The organism is Planococcus sp. ISL-110, assembly GCF_018613575.1.
Lineage (GTDB): Bacteria > Bacillota > Bacilli > Bacillales_A > Planococcaceae > Planococcus.
This window is the reverse complement of the sequence record NZ_JAGGPX010000009.1, coordinates 15,778-32,976: the sequence shown is the minus strand read 5'-3', so window position 1 is coordinate 32,976 and position 17,199 is coordinate 15,778. Positions and strand designations below refer to the sequence as shown.

Annotated in this window: 16 protein-coding genes and 1 riboswitch; of the genes, 15 read left to right on the top strand and 1 reads right to left on the bottom strand. The window is 44.2% G+C overall.

Annotated elements, in window-relative coordinates:
* Window positions 1-68: 68 nt before the first annotated feature.
* From J7I83_RS05300 to J7I83_RS05255, 10 genes are all read left to right on the top strand, one after another.
* Complete coding sequence (locus J7I83_RS05300; RefSeq protein WP_215099702.1) at window positions 69-1,352, top strand: ABC transporter substrate-binding protein; 1,284 nt, start codon at window positions 69-71, stop codon at window positions 1,350-1,352.
* A gap of 86 nt (window positions 1,353-1,438) precedes the next feature.
* Window positions 1,439-2,380: a carbohydrate ABC transporter permease gene (locus J7I83_RS05295; RefSeq protein WP_215099641.1), complete on the top strand. Its 942-nt coding sequence runs from the start codon at window positions 1,439-1,441 to the stop codon at window positions 2,378-2,380.
* Window positions 2,381-2,384: 4 nt separating this feature from the next.
* The gene (locus J7I83_RS05290) at window positions 2,385-3,227 is read left to right on the top strand and encodes a carbohydrate ABC transporter permease (RefSeq protein ID WP_215099640.1); all 843 of its coding nucleotides are present in this window, start codon (window positions 2,385-2,387) and stop codon (window positions 3,225-3,227) included.
* Window positions 3,228-3,322: 95 nt separating this feature from the next.
* Window positions 3,323-4,384, top strand: a complete 1,062-nt coding sequence (locus tag J7I83_RS05285) for a LacI family DNA-binding transcriptional regulator (protein ID WP_215099639.1) — start codon at window positions 3,323-3,325, stop codon at window positions 4,382-4,384.
* 25 nt (window positions 4,385-4,409) lie between these two features.
* Complete coding sequence (locus tag J7I83_RS05280) at window positions 4,410-5,759, top strand: GH1 family beta-glucosidase (protein WP_215099638.1); 1,350 nt, start codon at window positions 4,410-4,412, stop codon at window positions 5,757-5,759.
* A gap of 406 nt (window positions 5,760-6,165) precedes the next feature.
* Complete coding sequence (locus tag J7I83_RS05275) at window positions 6,166-7,284, top strand: GTP-binding protein (RefSeq protein WP_215099637.1); 1,119 nt, start codon at window positions 6,166-6,168, stop codon at window positions 7,282-7,284.
* Window positions 7,285-7,296: 12 nt separating this feature from the next.
* Complete coding sequence (gene rpmG / locus J7I83_RS05270; RefSeq protein WP_142826743.1) at window positions 7,297-7,446, top strand: 50S ribosomal protein L33; 150 nt, start codon at window positions 7,297-7,299, stop codon at window positions 7,444-7,446.
* A gap of 48 nt (window positions 7,447-7,494) precedes the next feature.
* Entirely contained in the window at window positions 7,495-7,764 is a 270-nt protein-coding gene (rpsN, locus tag J7I83_RS05265) for a 30S ribosomal protein S14 (RefSeq protein WP_215099636.1), read from the top strand.
* A 272-nt stretch (window positions 7,765-8,036) separates the two neighbouring features.
* A complete protein-coding gene (locus J7I83_RS05260) occupies window positions 8,037-8,438 on the top strand; it encodes a GGDEF domain-containing protein (RefSeq protein ID WP_251047479.1) in 402 nt (133 codons plus the stop codon).
* 140 nt (window positions 8,439-8,578) lie between these two features.
* Window positions 8,579-9,418: an STAS domain-containing protein gene (locus J7I83_RS05255; RefSeq protein WP_215099634.1), complete on the top strand. Its 840-nt coding sequence runs from the start codon at window positions 8,579-8,581 to the stop codon at window positions 9,416-9,418.
* A gap of 49 nt (window positions 9,419-9,467) precedes the next feature.
* Here J7I83_RS05255 and dapA read toward each other — a convergent pair whose 3' ends face one another.
* The gene (gene dapA / locus J7I83_RS05250) at window positions 9,468-10,358 is read right to left on the bottom strand and encodes a 4-hydroxy-tetrahydrodipicolinate synthase (protein ID WP_215099633.1); all 891 of its coding nucleotides are present in this window, start codon (window positions 10,356-10,358) and stop codon (window positions 9,468-9,470) included.
* A gap of 127 nt (window positions 10,359-10,485) precedes the next feature.
* Window positions 10,486-10,664: riboswitch (Lysine riboswitch) on the bottom strand.
* A 105-nt stretch (window positions 10,665-10,769) separates the two neighbouring features.
* On the opposite strand from dapA, the gene J7I83_RS05245 reads away from it, so the two are divergent.
* The 5 genes from J7I83_RS05245 to J7I83_RS05225 all read left to right on the top strand — a co-directional run bounded on the left by J7I83_RS05245 (window position 10,770) and on the right by J7I83_RS05225 (window position 17,101).
* Entirely contained in the window at window positions 10,770-11,381 is a 612-nt protein-coding gene (locus J7I83_RS05245; protein WP_215099701.1) for a class I SAM-dependent methyltransferase, read from the top strand.
* A 59-nt stretch (window positions 11,382-11,440) separates the two neighbouring features.
* Complete coding sequence (ypfJ, locus tag J7I83_RS05240) at window positions 11,441-12,286, top strand: KPN_02809 family neutral zinc metallopeptidase (RefSeq protein ID WP_215099632.1); 846 nt, start codon at window positions 11,441-11,443, stop codon at window positions 12,284-12,286.
* 134 nt (window positions 12,287-12,420) lie between these two features.
* A complete protein-coding gene (locus J7I83_RS05235; RefSeq protein WP_215099631.1) occupies window positions 12,421-13,587 on the top strand; it encodes a TraB/GumN family protein in 1,167 nt (388 codons plus the stop codon).
* 119 nt (window positions 13,588-13,706) lie between these two features.
* The gene (locus J7I83_RS05230; RefSeq protein ID WP_215099630.1) at window positions 13,707-13,952 is read left to right on the top strand and encodes a hypothetical protein; all 246 of its coding nucleotides are present in this window, start codon (window positions 13,707-13,709) and stop codon (window positions 13,950-13,952) included.
* Window positions 13,953-14,053: 101 nt separating this feature from the next.
* Window positions 14,054-17,101 carry an efflux RND transporter permease subunit gene (locus J7I83_RS05225; RefSeq protein ID WP_215099629.1) on the top strand — a complete coding sequence of 1,016 codons (3,048 nt, stop codon included), beginning with the start codon at window positions 14,054-14,056 and terminating at the stop codon, window positions 17,099-17,101.
* Window positions 17,102-17,199: the final 98 nt, after the last annotated feature.

The following is a 17,199-nucleotide window of genomic DNA, read 5'->3' as shown; positions in this document are numbered from 1 at the left end:
GAAATGATATTCAGATTTTTTGCTAAGGAGAATCACTTAAAATTTAGGGGGGAAGCACATTGAATAACATGAAAAAATGGTCTGTACTCGGGACGACGTTGGCTCTTTCTTTAACACTTGCAGCATGCAACGAAGAAGAGGAATCAGGTAGCTCGGGTGATGGCAATGAGGAAGTAACATTAAGTTTTTGGTCTTTTGGAGCTACTAATTACGAAGAGTTAGCAAAAGAATATGAAGCAGAAAACCCTAATGTAACCATTAAGTTTAAAGCTTCAGAAACTGCAGAACATCATGACGCATTATTTACATCTTTATCTGCTGGAAGCGGAGCTCCTGATATCGCGATGCTAGAGGTTGATCAGTTCGACAGATTTAAAGAAGCGCAAGGCAGTTTTGAAAATCTATATGATCTTGGTGCCGAAGATGTTCAAGATCAGTATTTAGATTGGAAATGGAACGCTGGTGCAAACCAAGAAGGTGATTTCCTATTCGGTTTACCTACAGATATTGGACCAAAAGCATTATACTATCGTGCTGATGTATTTGAAGAAGCGGGATTACCTACCGAACCTTCAGAGGTAGAGGCATTAATTGATTCTCCAGAAGCATTTAAAGAAGCAGGATTGAAAGTCTTGGAAGAAACGGGTAAACCTTTTGTTGATAGCATAGAAATGGCTTTTAGAGCTAATTTGGATGCTTCAGAAGAAACATACTTAAATCCTGAAGGTGAATTGTTAATCGCCGAAGAAGGCAACGACGTTAAGAAAGCCTATGATTATGCAGTTGAACTTGATAAAGCTGGAGTCGTCGGGAAATTTGAAATGTGGTCACCTGAATGGGCAAACGCGGTCAACAATGGTGACTTTGCGGTAGAGCTAGGTGCAGGTTGGTTAAAGGGTTGGATGGAAGGCAACGCGCCTGATGCTGTAGGTAAATGGAGAGTTGCTACATTACCTACGGAGTTCGCTGCAAACTGGGGTGGATCTTATATTGCTGTTCCAAATGAAACTGAAAATGCCCAAGAAGCTTATGATTTTGCTGAATGGTTAGTTTCTGCTGATAATCAGTTGGAATCATTCCAAAGCAAAGGATTGTTCCCGTCAGCTCCAGCTGTTTATGAAATGGAAGAATTCCAGGCCAGCGAAGATGAGTTTTTCGGCGGCCAAGTGACATCATCTGTATTCGCTGAAGCAGCACAAGATATCGATACTGCTGTATTTAAAGGGGTAAAATACTTCCCTGTGAACAATGAAATATTAAATGCTTTGAAAAATGTGCAAAATGGAGCAGATCCTGAAGAAGAATGGGATGCAGCCGTTAAACGTGCTCAAGACTTAGTAGATCGTTCATAAGTCAGTAGGTAAAACTAACATTTTTATTGGATATGGTGACCTCACGGAAGCCATATCCTCATTTTAAGTTGAAACGGGGAGTGAAAATGGACTCTGCTTATCAAAAAGGGAAAAAAGGCAAAAAAAAGAAATTGTCTGAAAAAAAGAAAGATATGGTTTCTGCCTATTTGTACATAGCACCTTTCTTTATTATCTTTGGGGTTATCGGTCTTTATCCAGCCATTTTTAGTTTCTATTTAGCTTTTCAAAAATGGAATGGATTAGGTGATATGAGCTTTGTTGGGTTAGACAACTTCAGGATCGTCTTGGAGGATCCGCTGTTTTGGAAATCCCTATACAATACGATTATTATCGGTTTAATAGGTACTGCCCCACAAATCGTTATAGGTATTATTTTAGCGATTTTACTAAATGTTGCATTTCTCCGTTTCAGAAGTTTTTTCAGAGTTACGATCTTTATGCCTTATATTACCTCAATGGTTGCTGTTGCTTTGATTTTTAGTGTTCTGTTTAGTGACCACGAGTCTTCATTGGCAAACTATGTACTAGGACTATTTGGTGTTGATCCAGTAAGCTGGGGAACTTCAGAATGGGGTACGAAAATAGCCATATCAATCATGGTGTTTTGGAGATGGGTTGGATACAACACCATTATTTATCTAGCAGGTATTCAAAGTATTTCGAATGATGTCTATGAAGCCGCCACAATAGATGGTGCAAATAAAATTCAACAGGCAATCTACATTACATTGCCCTTACTTAAACCGTTCATTATTTTAACTGTTTTCTTCTCGACAGTCGGTGCATTGCAACTGTTTTCTGAACCCACTGTATTTTTAGGAGCAGCAGCTTTTACTAGAGACGAAGCCATGACCGTTGTGATGTATCTATATCGTGATGCATTTAGACTTCAGTCGTTTGGGACTGCATCTGCCACAGCGATTATTTTATTAGTTATCATTGTCATTTTTGCTGCAATCAATACTTATTTAACATCCGGAATTGGTAAAAAGAAAAAGAGGGGGTAAACTAATGCATAAGCCAACTAAAAAAAGAAAACTATCTTTAGGTAAAATATTTGTTTACTTGTTCCTGTCCCTTGCTTCCATCCTTTCTCTTTTTCCATTTTATTGGATGTTTGTTATGGCAACTCAAACAAGTTCTGCCTATAATTCAATCCCGCCTACTATTACACCTGGAAATATGATGGTCGAAAACTTTCAAAAGGTTTTACTTCAAATTGATTTCTTTGGGGCATTGTGGACCTCTTTCGTATTATGTTCCATTGTCACCATTGTCGTATTGTTTATAAGCTCATTAGCAGGATTTGCTTTTGCGAAATTTTATTTCCCGGCTAAAAATCTGCTCTTTATCACAATATTGTTAACGATGATAATTCCACCTCAACTCGGGTTAATTCCACAGTATTTTCTAATTGCAAAAGCTGGATTACTTGATACGTTGGCAGGTGTTATGATTTTATTCTTTTTAAATCCATTAGGGATTTTTCTAATGAGACAATACATAAGCGACTCTGTACCTGATGAGTTAATTGAAGCTGCGAAATTAGATGGCTGCTCAAACTTTAAAATCTATAGAAGCATTGTGCTGCCGATCATATTGCCAGCCTTCGCAACGCTAGGAATTATTGTTTTTACAGCTGTATGGGGCGAGTTCTTATGGCAGTTCACAATCCTGAGAGACCCGGAAAATTACACAATCCAAGTAGCATTAGCTTCTTTAAGCAACACATTTAATGTTGACTTTGGAATGATTTTATCTGGCGTATTTTGGGCGACTGTACCATTAATCATTATTTTCTTATTGTTCAACCGTTTATTTATCTCCAGTATTACAGAAGGTTCGGTGAAATAATCGCATCATTTCGTTGCTAAGCTTGCTTTAAAACTTACTGATTCGTTATGTTAATCATAATAATCTTTACTATAGGGGCAATAAAAGGAGTTCAAATGAGTTTAACAATAAAAGACATCGCGAAAATGGCTGGGGTCTCACCGGCGACTGTATCCAAAACAATAAATAACTATCACGGCGTTAACGAAAGCACAAAGAAAAAAATATTAGATGTTATCAAACAAACAGGGTATCAACCAAACTTTTCAGCTAAATCATTGGCAACGAAAAAATCCAATTTGATTGGCTTAATTTACGCTGGAAAAGTAAATGTCGAATTTACTCACCCTTTTTTCGTTGAAGTTGTCACTGCATTCAAAAAAAATATCGGCTTATTAGGCTATGACATCCTGATGTTTTCAAATGAAAATTTCTCCCAAGATAACGGTAGTTACTTAGCCCGGTGCAAGCATTTCCATGTAGATGGATGTGTAATTATCACAGGGGAGGAAATTGAAGACTCTATTTACGATTTGGTCAATAGCGAAATCCCTTGTATGGGCATTGACTTAGTATTAGATGGACCGCATTCAAGTTATGTGATGACAGATAATATCACCTTAGCTGCTAAGGTGATTCAGCATCTCTATCTGAATTCAGTGCGGAACATCGGCTTTATAGGGGGACAGCAAGATTCTGAGGTTACAAAATTAAGAGGGCAAGGCTATTTACAGGCTATGAATCAATTCGGGCTTGAAGTAAGAGAAGAATGGATTGAATATGGAGATTACTATGAAGATAGTGGATATACTGCTATGAAAAAAATCCTGGAAGCGCCGGTGCACCCTGAAGCGATTTTTGCAGCATCTGATCTGATGGCATTCGGCGCATTGAGGGCCATCAAGGAAGCAGGGCTAAGAGTGCCTGAAGACATTCGTCTCGTTGGATGTGATGATATCGATGCTTGTCGCTATAGCGCCCCTCTTCTATCAACTGTTAGGCAAGACAAAGAAAGATTAGGGAAACTGGCAGCTTATATGTTAAATGACTTAATAAACGGCAAATCTGAATTAAAGCCGGTTTTTATCGATTCAGAGCTGATTGTCAGGGAATCCTGTGGGAGTCCCATCCATAAAACCAAAGGCACGAAACAAAGAAAAAAATTAAGTAAACTGTAAATAATGGTTATTGGAGGTATTAGGAATGGCAATTATGGAATTTCCAAAAGATATGAAATGGGGAGCTGCAACTGCTGCTTACCAAATAGAGGGTGCTGCTTTTAAAGATGGAAAAGGCCCGTCAATTTGGGACACTTTTTCACACACACCTGGCAAAGTATTAAATGGAGATAATGGTGATGTCGCAGTCGATAGTTACCACCGTTATGAAGAAGATATTCAACTGATGAAAGAATTGGGCATCGATACGTATCGTTTTTCTGTTTCATGGCCACGAATTTTCCCTACAGGTTCTGGCGAAGTAAATGAAAAGGGATTGAAATTTTACCATGACTTTGTTGATGCCTTGCTAGCCAACGGTATTGAGCCTATGTGTACGCTCTATCACTGGGACCTTCCACAAGCTCTGCAAGATAAAGGTGGCTGGGAAAACCGGGAAACAGTGGATGCCTTTGCTGACTACGCTGAGCTTATGTTCAAAGAATTCAATGGAAAAATTAAAAGTTGGATAACCATAAATGAGCCTTGGTGTGTATCTTTCTTATCTAACTTTATCGGAATACATGCACCTGGCAACCGCGATCTCCAGCTTGCAACCAATATTTCGCATCACTTATTGCTGGCTCACGGAAAAGCAGTCAGTCGATTTAGAGAATTAGGGATTGAAGGCGGCATCGGGTATGCCCCTAACGTTGAATGGCTCGAACCTTTTAGTAGTAAGCAAGAAGACATTGATGCTTGCGACAGAGGTATGGGATTTTTAATGGAGTGGTTTTTCGACCCAGTATTTAAAGGGAGCTACCCTGCATTTATGGTTGATTGGTTTAAGGGAAAAGGTGTTACACTTCAAATTGAAGAAGGCGACATGGAAATTATCAATCAACCTATCGACTTCTTGGGTATCAACTATTATACGGGCAGTGTCGGAAGGTATAAAAAAGATGAAGATCTGTTTGATTTGGAAAGAATTGATATTGGATTTGAGAAAACAGATTTCGACTGGTTTATTTATCCTGAAGGATTCTATCGAGTGTTAACCAAAATAAAAGATCAATATGGCTCTATTCCTATTTACATAACAGAAAATGGGGCTTGCTATAACGATGAAGTAGAGAACGGAAGAGTCCACGATCAAAGAAGAATTGAATACTTAAAACAGCATTTAACCTCTATAAAGAGAAGCATCGATTACGGCGTGAATATAAAAGGATATCTAACCTGGTCTCTTCTGGATAACTTTGAATGGGCAGAAGGTTATGATAAGCGTTTCGGCATAATTCATGTTGATTTCAACACATTAGTACGAACAAAAAAGGATAGTTACTATTGGTATAAACAAACAATAAATAATGGCTGGTTTGATATGTTCTATTGATTACAAACTCCTTTATGAAGAATAAAGTGATCTTTCAGCTGGCTCACTAAAGCGGACAGCCTTGTTATAAACAGGATTAGAAAAACCACTGGAAACATTGACCTCACAATGTCCCCGGTGGTTTTTTGCATTATTCGCTTTCATTATCCACAACGCTGCGTTTCGATCCGCTTACAAAACTAAAGTTTGTCCATCATCCGGGATGTGAAGAGACGAGTTCAATAATTTCGTCTCAGCGGTTGTTTAATAATCTAAGCTTAAAATAAAACTTAAAATAAGTACAAAATCCCGATTGAGATGACAGTAAAGACTGAGAAATAAAAGCTTGCTTTACAGCTGGTTCTTTTATACAATATAAAACGTAATCATTACTATTTGAGAAAAAGAGAAAGGAAGTTGTGCCATCATGGAAAAACTTGTTCCGGTTACGGTGCTGAGCGGTTATCTGGGAGCCGGAAAAACGACTTTGCTCAATCATTTGCTTCATAACCGGGAAAACCTGAAAGTGGCAGTTATTGTCAATGACATGAGTGAAGTGAACATAGATGCAGCTTTGGTCCAGCAAGGAGGCTTTTCTCAAACCGAGGAAAAGCTGGTGCAAATGCAAAATGGCTGCATCTGCTGCACCTTAAGAGAAGATCTCATGGTGGAAGTTGAGAAGCTTGTGAAGCTTGGAGATATCGACTGCATCGTCATCGAATCATCAGGAATCAGTGAGCCGCTGCCGGTAGCGCAGACCTTTACATACCAGGACGAAGCAATCGGAATCGATTTAACGAATATTTGCCGTCTGGATACTTTGGTTACGGTAGTGGATGGCTATGCTTTCTGGAAGGATTTTGCATCAGGAGAGTCACTACTGGAAAGAAACCAGGAGGCGACTGCAGAAGATGTCCGCGAAATTTCAGATTTGCTGATCGATCAGATTGAGTTTGCCAATGTCATCCTATTAAACAAAATGGATCTGGTAGCACCACAGGAAAAAAGCCGATTGAAGGAGCTGCTTGCAGCCTTGAATCCGGATGCGCAAATTATCGAAACGATGCATTCCAAAGTGGCGTTGGACAAAGTAGTGAACACGGGCTTATTCGACTTTGAAAAATCGAGTCAAAGCGCCGGCTGGATCAAGGAACTGAACGAAGAGCATGTTCCCGAATCCGAAGAATATGGCATTGCTTCATTTGTCTATCGCAGCCAGAAGCCGTTCCATCCAGAACGGCTGATGAAATGGATTTTGGAATGGCCAGTGGAAGTCGTCCGTGCCAAAGGATTTTTGTGGCTGGCGACAAGAACTGAGGCGGCTGTCTTATTGTCACAGGCCGGGCCATCGCTTGGTATTGAGCATGCAGGCCGGTGGGACCTGGAAAATGGCGTTAAAATGACTGAGCTGGTGATGATCGGCATCGATATGGACCAGTCAGGCATAGTCAAAGGGCTGGATCTGTGTTTGTTGACAGATAGCGAGGCAGAACAGGATTGGACAACATTCCTAGATCCGCTGCCAGGATTTCAATTACTTTCTTGAGGAGGGAAAACGATGAGAGTCAATATAACATTGGCGTGTACAGAAACTGGGGATCGGAATTACAGCACAACGAAAAATAAGCGGACAAACCCGGAACGCATTGAATTGAAAAAATACAGCCCACGTCTCAAGAAGGTCACGATTCACCGCGAGACGAAATAATTTTTTGTGAAATACAAATCGTAATAATTACTTTTAGGAGGGTTTATAATGGCTAAAAAATCAAAGGTTGCACGCCATAAAAAGCAGCAGGCGATGGTCGCACGATACGCGGAGCTGCGGCAAGAACTCAAAGAAAAGGGCGACTTTCAGGCGTTGGCTAATTTGCCCAAGGATTCGTCTCCAGTCCGCTTAAACAATCGGTGCGGGGTGACAGGAAGGCCGCGTGGCTTTATGCGCAAGTTCGGCATGTCGCGCATTGTCTTCCGGGAATTGGCGCATAAAGGCCAGATTCCGGGTGTTAAGAAGGCAAGTTGGTAAAACGGTTTCTTCAGATTCCCTTTTCTTTTTAAAAAAAGCAAACAAGCTGAAAATTTGGCTCAGTTCAACTAGATTATTCCATAAGCATCACCTGCCAGCAGACTTTTATGTCTGCTGGTTTTTATTGTATAAAAAGGTGGGGCAATAGAATAAAAATTTTCACGCATTCTGCGTTAAAATCAATTTATTGATGCTTTGATTGGGTTATATTTTACTTTTAAGTAAATGGAATGACCCTTTTATCCAAAAGTTCACAAAAGGCGGGAATTGTAATGGGGAGCGATATTTTAAAGCGCAATAATGTCCTGATTTTGGATATCAACCATTTCAAGCAAGTCAACGATACATATGGCCATCAGACGGGGGATGCCGTGCTGCAGGAATTGGCCGTCCGCCTGGAAGCAGAAGTTGGATCTGATGATATAGTGGTTCGTCTTGGCGGCGAAGAGTTTGTGGTGGTCATGCCCGATGCAGCTGTTGAGGATGCGTTGGCCATGGGAAATGCCTTGTGCACCCGCATAGCATTAGCTGCCTGGCAACATGTACCCGTCACGGTCAGTATCGGTGTCGCAGCGTATGTGCCCGGAGATAAAGTGGGAAATCTGCAGTCACGGGCTGATGGTTTTCTCTACAAAGCCAAAGCCAATGGCAGAAATCGTGTTAGTGGAAATTAATGAAGGCCCAAAAGTACACCCGTCTCAAAGACGGATGTACTTTTGAGTATGGCAAAACAGGAGAAAAAAACCCATTGCAATCAGTGGTTCAAAGGCTATAATAGGGGCAGATAAAAATATCTTCATCTTTGGGGGTTGCGATGGAAAAAGATAATCAGTTACTGGCTGAACGGGTGCTGGCGGACAAGGAACTAATCGCCCAATTGATCCATGAGGAAGCGGTCAAGGATGTTCCGGCGGAGCAGCTCCAAATGAACAAAGCCTTTATCGGCATCGTCAATAAAGTTCGAACCGATTTTGTGGAGCTGATCGGAGAATCGATCAGCAATAGCTGTGACATGAAAAGTGTCTATGCGAATATTAACGAGTGGGGAGAAGCGACAGGTAACTTTTTTCTTGAAAACGGCAGGTTGCTCGAAGATGCGTTAGCAGAAACCTCACTTTACCGCAAACATATCGGGACAGTTATCAAAACGGAAGCAATCCAAAAGAAGATGGAACTTCAAAGTCTTTTTGAGGTCATGGAACTTTTTCATTCCATATTGGATTATGCGGCTTATTCATATACCCAAGCCTATACAGCTTCGTATCAACGCAAATTGAAAATGGCTAGAAAAGAATTTCTCGAATTGTCCGCGCCTGTCGTGCCTGTCAGTGACCAGATCGCCATCTTGCCATTGGTGGGCAGCATTGAAATTGACCGGGCCCGTTACATTTTGGAAAAAACGCTGCTATCGGCAAATCAACTGAAAATCAAAGTACTGATTGTGGATCTCTCGGGAGTGGTTCGTGTGGATTCGATGGTGGCAGAGCAGATCATCAAAGTCATCCAGTCGCTGAAGCTGGTCGGTGTGCGTTCCATTCTGACTGGCATCCGGCCGGAAATCGCCCGAACGCTGGCAGAAATCGGAGTGGATTTAAGGGATTTGGAGATCGGCGGCAGTTTGAAGCGTGTTCTGGACCAGATGAAGATCAGCTGACAAAAAAACGCTGAAGCCCGTAGGCTTCAGCGTTTTTTCTTTGATGAATTTAGTTGGTGACAGCCTCTGAATGCAGGTCCGGCAATGATTTGCGCAACGTTGAAGTTTCTTCTTCGGTAAGTGGAATCATCGGTAAGCGTACACCGCCTGCCTGGACGCCAGTCATATTAAGTGCCGCTTTGACTGGGGACGGATTTGGTGCTGCGAACAATGCTTTCATCGTCGGCAATAATCGTCTGTGAATGGCAGCAGCTGCCCTTACATCGCCCGTTTTAAAGCTGGTGATCATGTCCTGCATATCGTTGCCGATAATGTGTGCGGAAACCGAGACGACGCCAGTGCCGCCGATAGACAGCATCGGCAAGGTCAGGCTGTCGTCTCCACTGTAGACAGAAAACGATGCCGGTGTTTTTTCAATGATTTCTGCAGCTGCATCCAAGTCGCCGCTCGCTTCTTTGACAGAAACGATGTTGTCGATTTTGGATAGTCGGATAATCGTCTCGGGAGACATATTGACTACACTGCGTCCTGGGATGTTGTATAGCATGACGGGCAGACGTGTAGACTGGGCAATCGCCTGGAAATGCTGGAACATGCCTTCCTGCGAAGGTTTGTTGTAATAAGGTGTTACCAGCATGATGCCATCAACGCCCGCTTCTTCCGCTTGTCCCGTCAATGAAACGGACGCGCGTGTGTTGTTGGAACCAGTCCCGGCGATTACCGGGATCCGCCCAGCTACAGTGTTGACGGTAAACTGGAACAATTTCACTTTTTCATCTGCCGATAAGGTCGGGGACTCACCTGTTGTCCCTGCGACGACAAGGCCGTCTGAACCGTTTGCTATCAAATGCTCTATCAGTCGTTGTGTTGCTGGAAAATCAATTTCTCCATGTTGGTCGAACGGCGTCACCATTGCTGTAACTATTTGGCCAAAATTCATAAAAACACACCCTTTTCTAATTTTTTTTCGAAACTTAGAGGTAAGGGGCCAGTCAGGAATGAACAAAAAAGCAGCAACGAGGGGTCCCGTTGCTGCAGTAGAAACAATGTTTACCATTCGTTCCTGTGCATCAGATAGCCCTCCATATAGTTTCCTATATGACAGTCCTGCATTTATTGAATGCAGACCCAGCGAACGAAAATATGAGATTTCCGCCACTTCGGCAAATACCCCTTTCGGCAAACGTCAATGGATCTCATCATCCTCGTTTTGCGTACTGATGGTTTTTGCGCCTCTATCCTACTCCATATAAGCTGGAGCAAGAAATATTTAATTAGCTGTACTATAACAAATTCCCTTGTCAATTGCAAGGTGAAGAACGTAAAATTTATCAGAAAGAGGTGATCCGTGTTGGACGAGCAAGCTTATGAACGACGGCTGAACATTTCAACAGCAGGAAACCAGAAGGGCTTTACGGACTCCCTGCATCATAACCGCTATGAACCCACTCCTTACGAGCTGCTGGACAGGCTGTTCGAGAGGTATAGCCTGTCTCCTGGAGACAGGCTGGTCGACGTCGGATGCGGGAAAGGGCGCCTGAATTTTTATGTCCACCATTTATTCAGAGCGGAAAGTGCTGGGATCGAAATGAATACGGAATTTTTTACTGAAGCCACCGAAAATAAAAAGCGGTATACAAAAAAGAATAAAGCCGCTGAGCAGAGCATCCAGTTTTATAATTGCCTGGCGCAGGACTATCCGATAGCGGCACGGGACAATAAGTTTTATTTCTTCAATCCGTTTTCCGTGCAGGTTTTCATCAATTTTATCAATGGAATTTTGCGTTCAGCCGAAACGGATCCGCGCACGGTGGAAGTGATTTTGTTTTTTGCATCCCAGGATTACAGCGATTTCCTGGAAAGCAGCACCGCCTTTCAATTGGTGCGAGAAATTTCACTGCCTGATTTCCATAAAGATCCGCGCGAACAATTTTTAATTTACCGGCTGTCCAAAATGGATTAGAACCAATGTGTTAACGGGTATGCTTAAACTAAAAAACAATAGTGAAGTGAGGAACAGATATGAAGTGGAAGGGCAGAAAGGCCAGCAGCAATGTGGAAGACCGGAGAGGGAAAGGCGGAGCAATGGTTGCGGGTGGCGGCATAGGAGGCATACTGATTGTCTTACTGGTGGCATTTTTAGGCGGTGATCCGAGTGTCATCCTTGATCAATTAAGCGGATCGGCAGGGACTACTTCAAACGAGCCGTATGAAGCAACTGCGGAAGAAGAGGAACTAGCTGAATTCGTATCGGTCGTTTTGGCAGATACCGAACAGGTCTGGACAGAAGTATTTGAGGAAGAAGGCATGGAATATGTCGAACCGACATTGGTGCTTTACAGCGGAAGCGTTGAGTCAGCATGCGGAACGGCAGGTGCATCCGTCGGACCATTTTATTGTCCTGGAGACTATAAGCTATACATCGATTTAAGCTTTTATGATGAACTTCAGAACGAGTTTCAGGCACCAGGTGATTTTGCCATGGCATATGTAGTGGCGCATGAAGTGGGTCATCATGTACAGAACTTGCTCGGCGTCATGGAAGAAGTGCAGCCGCTTCGCAATCAATTGAGTGAAGAAGAATACAATAAAGTGCAGGTTCGCCTGGAACTTCAGGCAGATTATTTGTCGGGTGTCTGGGCGCATCACGCGCAGGGCATGGGCTACTTGGAGGAAGGAGATCTGGAAGAAGCGTTAACCGCGGCAAGTGCAGTAGGAGATGACACGATCCAACAGCGTTCGCGTGGCTATGTGGTGCCGGAAAGCTTTACTCATGGCAGTTCGGAACAGCGCAAACGCTGGTTCTATAAAGGCTTCCAAACCGGCAACCTGAAAGAAGGGAATACCTTCAATGCGACCGATCTGTGACCGCAATCCGCTTTTTCAGCCGGATTTACAAGGGCGCGGCATTGATATTTTCGCTGTTGTGATTCATTATAAAGAATAGACAGTCTTTTCATAATGAGTTGAAAAGAAATATAGTTCTATAAAGGAAGTACACCATGATGCATGAAAATATTACACGCATAGAATACGGAGAAAAAGAATTGATCCTGATCGGTACGGCACACGTTTCCAAAGTCAGTGCGGAGCAGGTGAAAGCGGTCATTGAAGCGGAGCAGCCGGATTCGGTGTGCATTGAATTGGATGCACAGCGCTATGAATCGGTGATGCAGGGCAGCAAGTGGAAGGAAACGGATATTTTCAAAGTGATCAAGGAAAAGAAGGCCAGTCTCCTGCTGATGAACTTGGCTATCTCCTCTTTCCAGAATCGGTTGGCAGATCAGTTTGGCATCAAGCCCGGACAGGAAATGATCCAGGGAATTGCATCGGCCAAAGAAAGCGGTGCGGAATTGGTGCTGGCCGACCGCAATATTCAAGTGACATTTTCACGTATTTGGGGAAATATCGGCTTCATGGGCAAAGCGCAGCTGCTGACTTCGGTATTCTTCAGCATTTTCAGCAAAGAGACGATCTCGGAAGAAGACCTCGAAAAGATGAAATCACAGGATACTTTGAACGCAGTGATGGATGATTTTACGCAGTCCTTCCCTAAACTGAAAAAACCGCTTATCGATGAGCGGGACCAATACCTGGCGCAGAAAATTAAAAAAGCGCCTGGCAAAAAAATTGTTGCGGTCCTCGGCGCAGCCCATATTCCTGGGATCGTCAAAGAAGTCCACAATGAACACGATCTGGAAGAACTATCAAAAGTTCCACCAAAGTCAAAGTGGCCGAAAATCATCGGCTGGGCCATTCCATTGGCATTGGTTGCGATGATTGCCATTACCTTCATAAATAACCCGGCCGCCGGCATTGATCAGACCATCAGCTGGATTTTGTGGACGGCCTGCCTCGGCGCGATTGGTGCCGCTTTAGCATTCGGTCACCCACTCGCGATACTGACCGCTTTTGTCGGCGGACCGATCGGGGCCATGCACCCACTCCTGGCCGCAGGCTGGTTTTCGGGACTTGCGCAAGCGTATATCCGCCGACCGAACGTCGGTGATTTTCAGACCTTATCGAAAGACGTTTTCACCCTCAAAGGATTTTGGGACAATAAAGTCACGCGCGTTTTGTTGGTCGTTGTTTTGACCAATCTAGGGACCGCAGCCGGTAATGTCATTGGCGGTATAGATGTCATTCGCTTGTTTTTCCAAAATCTATAATTAGTTTTTAACCGGACAGCGAAATTTAGCTGTCCGTTTTTTTATGTCTTTGTGATGTTTAATTTTCAAAAAGGGTATAGATAAATAACAGATTCATAAAAATAAGGAGGTGCTTACCGGTGGGCTTATTTCTGATGGGAATTTTGCTTTGGTCTCTGGTTATTGCTGCGGTTGTGCTGGCGTTTATCGGTCTTTGGAAACGGTCTTGGAAAGCACTTTTTTGGAGCGGGGTCGCTTTGCTTCTGCCCGCGCTTCTAATCTCGATGGATGGGCAAGGAATTTGGTTCCGCTTGGCTATTCTCTTGCCGTTGCTCCTGTTTATCGCCGCTTTTTTGATGAAGCAGCAAAAAATGCAGAGCTTGTAGAACCGGATGGAAATTTCATCCGGTTTTTCTATGCATTATGCTAGCGTTTCCAAAGTTTGAGTTATACAATTATTATACAAAAAAGTAAAGGGGCAAAGCCGATGAACTATCTATTGGATCGCAGCAAATTATTTATTTTCCTGATTTTGATTTTTTCGATTATAGGAGCTTATACGTTCCTGACGCTGCCTCAGCGTGAAATTCCGGAAACACCATCGAACCTGGTTTTGGTGTCAACGATACTGCCGGGTGCGGGACCGGAAGAAGTGGAAATCTCCATAACCAATCCGCTGGAGCGTGAAATCCAAAAAGTGGATGGCATTGCATCAATGCAGTCGATCTCTGCCAATTCAGCTTCCATCATTACGCTGGAAATTGAGGATGGCGAGAACCCGGACGAACTGATCAACAGCATCCAGCAGCAGGCCGGCAGCGCAGCTTCAGGATTTCCTGATACAGCTCAGGAACCCACAGTTGAAAAACTAGATCTGACTTTCCCGTTGGTGTCGTATATGTTTTATGGAGATGAAGAAGAGTTAGCCAATATGGAAAGTGGATTATCTGATTTATCGGAAAGAGTGGAAGCGGTATCAGGAGTCGCGGGAACTACTGTCAAAGGCTTGAATACGCAGCAAGTGCTTATTGAACTGGACAGTGAAGAATTGGCAGCCAATAACCTTCAGCCATTCGAAGTGCTCGAATCGCTTCAGCGGGCAAACCAGCCGTTGTCGCTCGGAACCCATAACAATGGCAATGAACAAATCAGCCTTACCGTACAGCAAAGCGAAGGCATCGAAAAGCTTGAGCAGCTTCAAGTAGGCGGGGCAGCCGTTCCGCTTGCTGACGTGGCGACCATTGAAACCGTAGACCAGGAAACTGTAGATATTGTGACGTTCGAAGGGGAACGGGCGATTTCCTATACGGTCTTTTTGCAGACAGAGCAGGATGTTCCTTCGGTAGATGACAATGTCTCGGAAGTGATTGAGGCATTTACAGAAACCTTGCCAGCTGGTGTGCAAGCAGAGAAATACGAATCACAAGCGGATAATGTCAACAAAATCTTCAACAGCCTGTATGTTTCATTGGCCATTGCGGTATTGGCAGTCTTGATTGTCACTACAGCTGGGTTGACCTTGTATGGAGCTTTTGCGGTTGCTTTGACAGTGCTGGCTTCGGTGCTGATCGGCATGATTCCGATTCCGTTCATGGGTGTCGACTTGAACCAGATTTCGGTCATCGGGCTCATTATTGCCATCGGTATTCTGGTCGATGACAGCATCGTGGTCAACGACAATATCCAGCGGCGCTATAAATTGGGCGACTCACCGCTCAATGGAGCCATCACCGGCGTCCGTGAAGTGTATCCGTCGATTATTTCCTCCAGTTTGGCGATCGTCGTGACATTTTCGCCATTGCTGCTCTTGTCAGGAGGCAATGGGGCCTTCATCAAAGCCTTGCCGAGTATTTTGATCACCACCATTTTGGCTTCAACGGTGCTGTCGATCACGCTGGTGCCGATGATGCAGTATTTGAAAACAAAACGAAGAGCGAAGAAAATTTCAGACACTCCGGGTTTCCTAGGAAAACCGTTGGAGAAGATTGCCTTGTTTTATTCCAATAAAGTGTTGCGCAGCGTATTGAAACGGCCGCTTCTTGTAGGAATTGGCGGCTTGCTGGTAGCGACAGGCTTATTGTCCCTTGCACTCTTAACACCGTTTGAATTTTTCCCGGCAGCTGACCGGGAAGAAGTGACGATGGATGTCCGTCTTGCAGAAGGCACGACCATCCAAGAAACAAATGCATTCCTTGCCGATTTGACCGAGCAGGTGGCAGCGGAAGATGAGCAGGTCACTGAAACAGCCATCTTTACCGGTGAAGGCCTGCCAAACCTGTTCTCCGCTTCAATGGGCAATACAGGCGGCAATACGGGTCAGGTGGCATTCCGCATCGACCGTGAAAACACGACAGCGTCCGACTTTATCAGCAAATGGCAGCCAGAGCTGCGCGATCGCTTCCCGGAAGCTGAGATTTTTCTGGAGACGATAGTCCAGGGCCCGCCTGTTGGCGCTCCCGTGACCGTGGCCATCAAAGGTGAAGACATTGAAGAATTGGAATCGCTTCGTGATGTGCTGAAACAGCAGATGCTTGAAAATGGGGCAGACATCGTCGCTGATAACCTGGGTGATCCGGTTCCAGCTATCGAATATGTACCGAACCAAGAGGCTCTGCAGGCGAACAATATAGCGCTCAGCACAGTGACCAATCAGCTGCAGCTGTTGACACAGGGCGTGCCATTGTACACGATTTATGAGGGCCAGATGCCATACGAAGTGTCTTTGAAACAATCAGGCATTGTAGATGGCGAACCGATTGACCTGTCTCAGTTCGATGTTCCTTCCCTTACTGAACAGGGCCCGCCGCAGCTGATTCCGATGGATGAATTGCTGACGGGGGAAGAGGCGACACGATTGGCCCAAATTCCGCATCAAGAAGGAAACCGGTCCATTACGCTTCGTGCATTCGGCGAAGTGGATGACTTTGAAAATAAGATGCTGGACGTAGTGGATGCTGAACGCCAGTCATTGCCGGAAGGCTACGAACTATCGACGGGCGGAGAAAATTCAGATCAGGAAGCGTTCTTTGCTGAAATTGGCTTGCTGTTCCTGGTCGTACTCCTGCTGGTTTATCTGGTCATCGCCTTCCAGTTTAAGTCGTTCAGCCTGCCATTCCTAGTGCTGATCGCCGTTTACTTGGGAATTTCCGGTGCGATTCTCGGCTTGTTCCTGACACAGACACCGTTAAGTTTCCTGGGCGTTATGGGAATCGTTTCCCTGACAGGGATTGTTGTGCGGAACGCGGTCGTCCTCATCGATTTTGTGGAAGCGCGCCGTCTGTCAGGCAACTTCGATATTAAGGAAGCAATCATCGAATCGGGCTATGCCCGCATCAAGCCGATTCTTCTGACATCGATCACGTCGATCATTGCACTCGTGCCAGTTGCCTTATCGGGAGACCCGTTGTTTGAGCCATTGGCTGTGACCATCATTGCCGGCTTGGCGTTCTCCAGCTTGTTCACACTGGTTATGATTCCAGCGTTGTATCTGGTATTCTATCGCGTGAACCGCCGAAGAAATCAAGTGACAGAATAAATGGGAACTGCGTGGCCTTCGGGCTGCGCAGTTTTTTGTTTGAACAGGCGAATATTTGAAAAGTCGAGCGGGTAAGCAATAAAGTAAAGGTGACAGGG

Excerpts from the sequence above, each read along its gene's own strand:
- dapA (WP_215099633.1), bottom strand. The coding sequence starts at position 10,358 with ATGAATTTTGGCCAAATAGTTACAGCAATGGTGACGCCGTTCGACCAA.
- rpmG (WP_142826743.1), top strand. The coding sequence starts at position 7,297 with ATGAGAGTCAATATAACATTGGCGTGTACAGAAACTGGGGATCGGAAT.
- J7I83_RS05290 (WP_215099640.1), top strand. The coding sequence starts at position 2,385 with ATGCATAAGCCAACTAAAAAAAGAAAACTATCTTTAGGTAAAATATTT.
- J7I83_RS05255 (WP_215099634.1), top strand. The coding sequence starts at position 8,579 with ATGGAAAAAGATAATCAGTTACTGGCTGAACGGGTGCTGGCGGACAAG.
- J7I83_RS05295 (WP_215099641.1), top strand. The coding sequence starts at position 1,439 with ATGGACTCTGCTTATCAAAAAGGGAAAAAAGGCAAAAAAAAGAAATTG.
- ypfJ (WP_215099632.1), top strand. The coding sequence starts at position 11,441 with ATGAAGTGGAAGGGCAGAAAGGCCAGCAGCAATGTGGAAGACCGGAGA.
- J7I83_RS05235 (WP_215099631.1), top strand. The coding sequence starts at position 12,421 with ATGATGCATGAAAATATTACACGCATAGAATACGGAGAAAAAGAATTG.
- J7I83_RS05260 (WP_251047479.1), top strand. The coding sequence starts at position 8,037 with ATGGGGAGCGATATTTTAAAGCGCAATAATGTCCTGATTTTGGATATC.
- J7I83_RS05280 (WP_215099638.1), top strand. The coding sequence starts at position 4,410 with ATGGCAATTATGGAATTTCCAAAAGATATGAAATGGGGAGCTGCAACT.
- J7I83_RS05285 (WP_215099639.1), top strand. The coding sequence starts at position 3,323 with ATGAGTTTAACAATAAAAGACATCGCGAAAATGGCTGGGGTCTCACCG.
- J7I83_RS05225 (WP_215099629.1), top strand. The coding sequence starts at position 14,054 with ATGAACTATCTATTGGATCGCAGCAAATTATTTATTTTCCTGATTTTG.
- J7I83_RS05300 (WP_215099702.1), top strand. The coding sequence starts at position 69 with ATGAAAAAATGGTCTGTACTCGGGACGACGTTGGCTCTTTCTTTAACA.
- rpsN (WP_215099636.1), top strand. The coding sequence starts at position 7,495 with ATGGCTAAAAAATCAAAGGTTGCACGCCATAAAAAGCAGCAGGCGATG.
- J7I83_RS05275 (WP_215099637.1), top strand. The coding sequence starts at position 6,166 with ATGGAAAAACTTGTTCCGGTTACGGTGCTGAGCGGTTATCTGGGAGCC.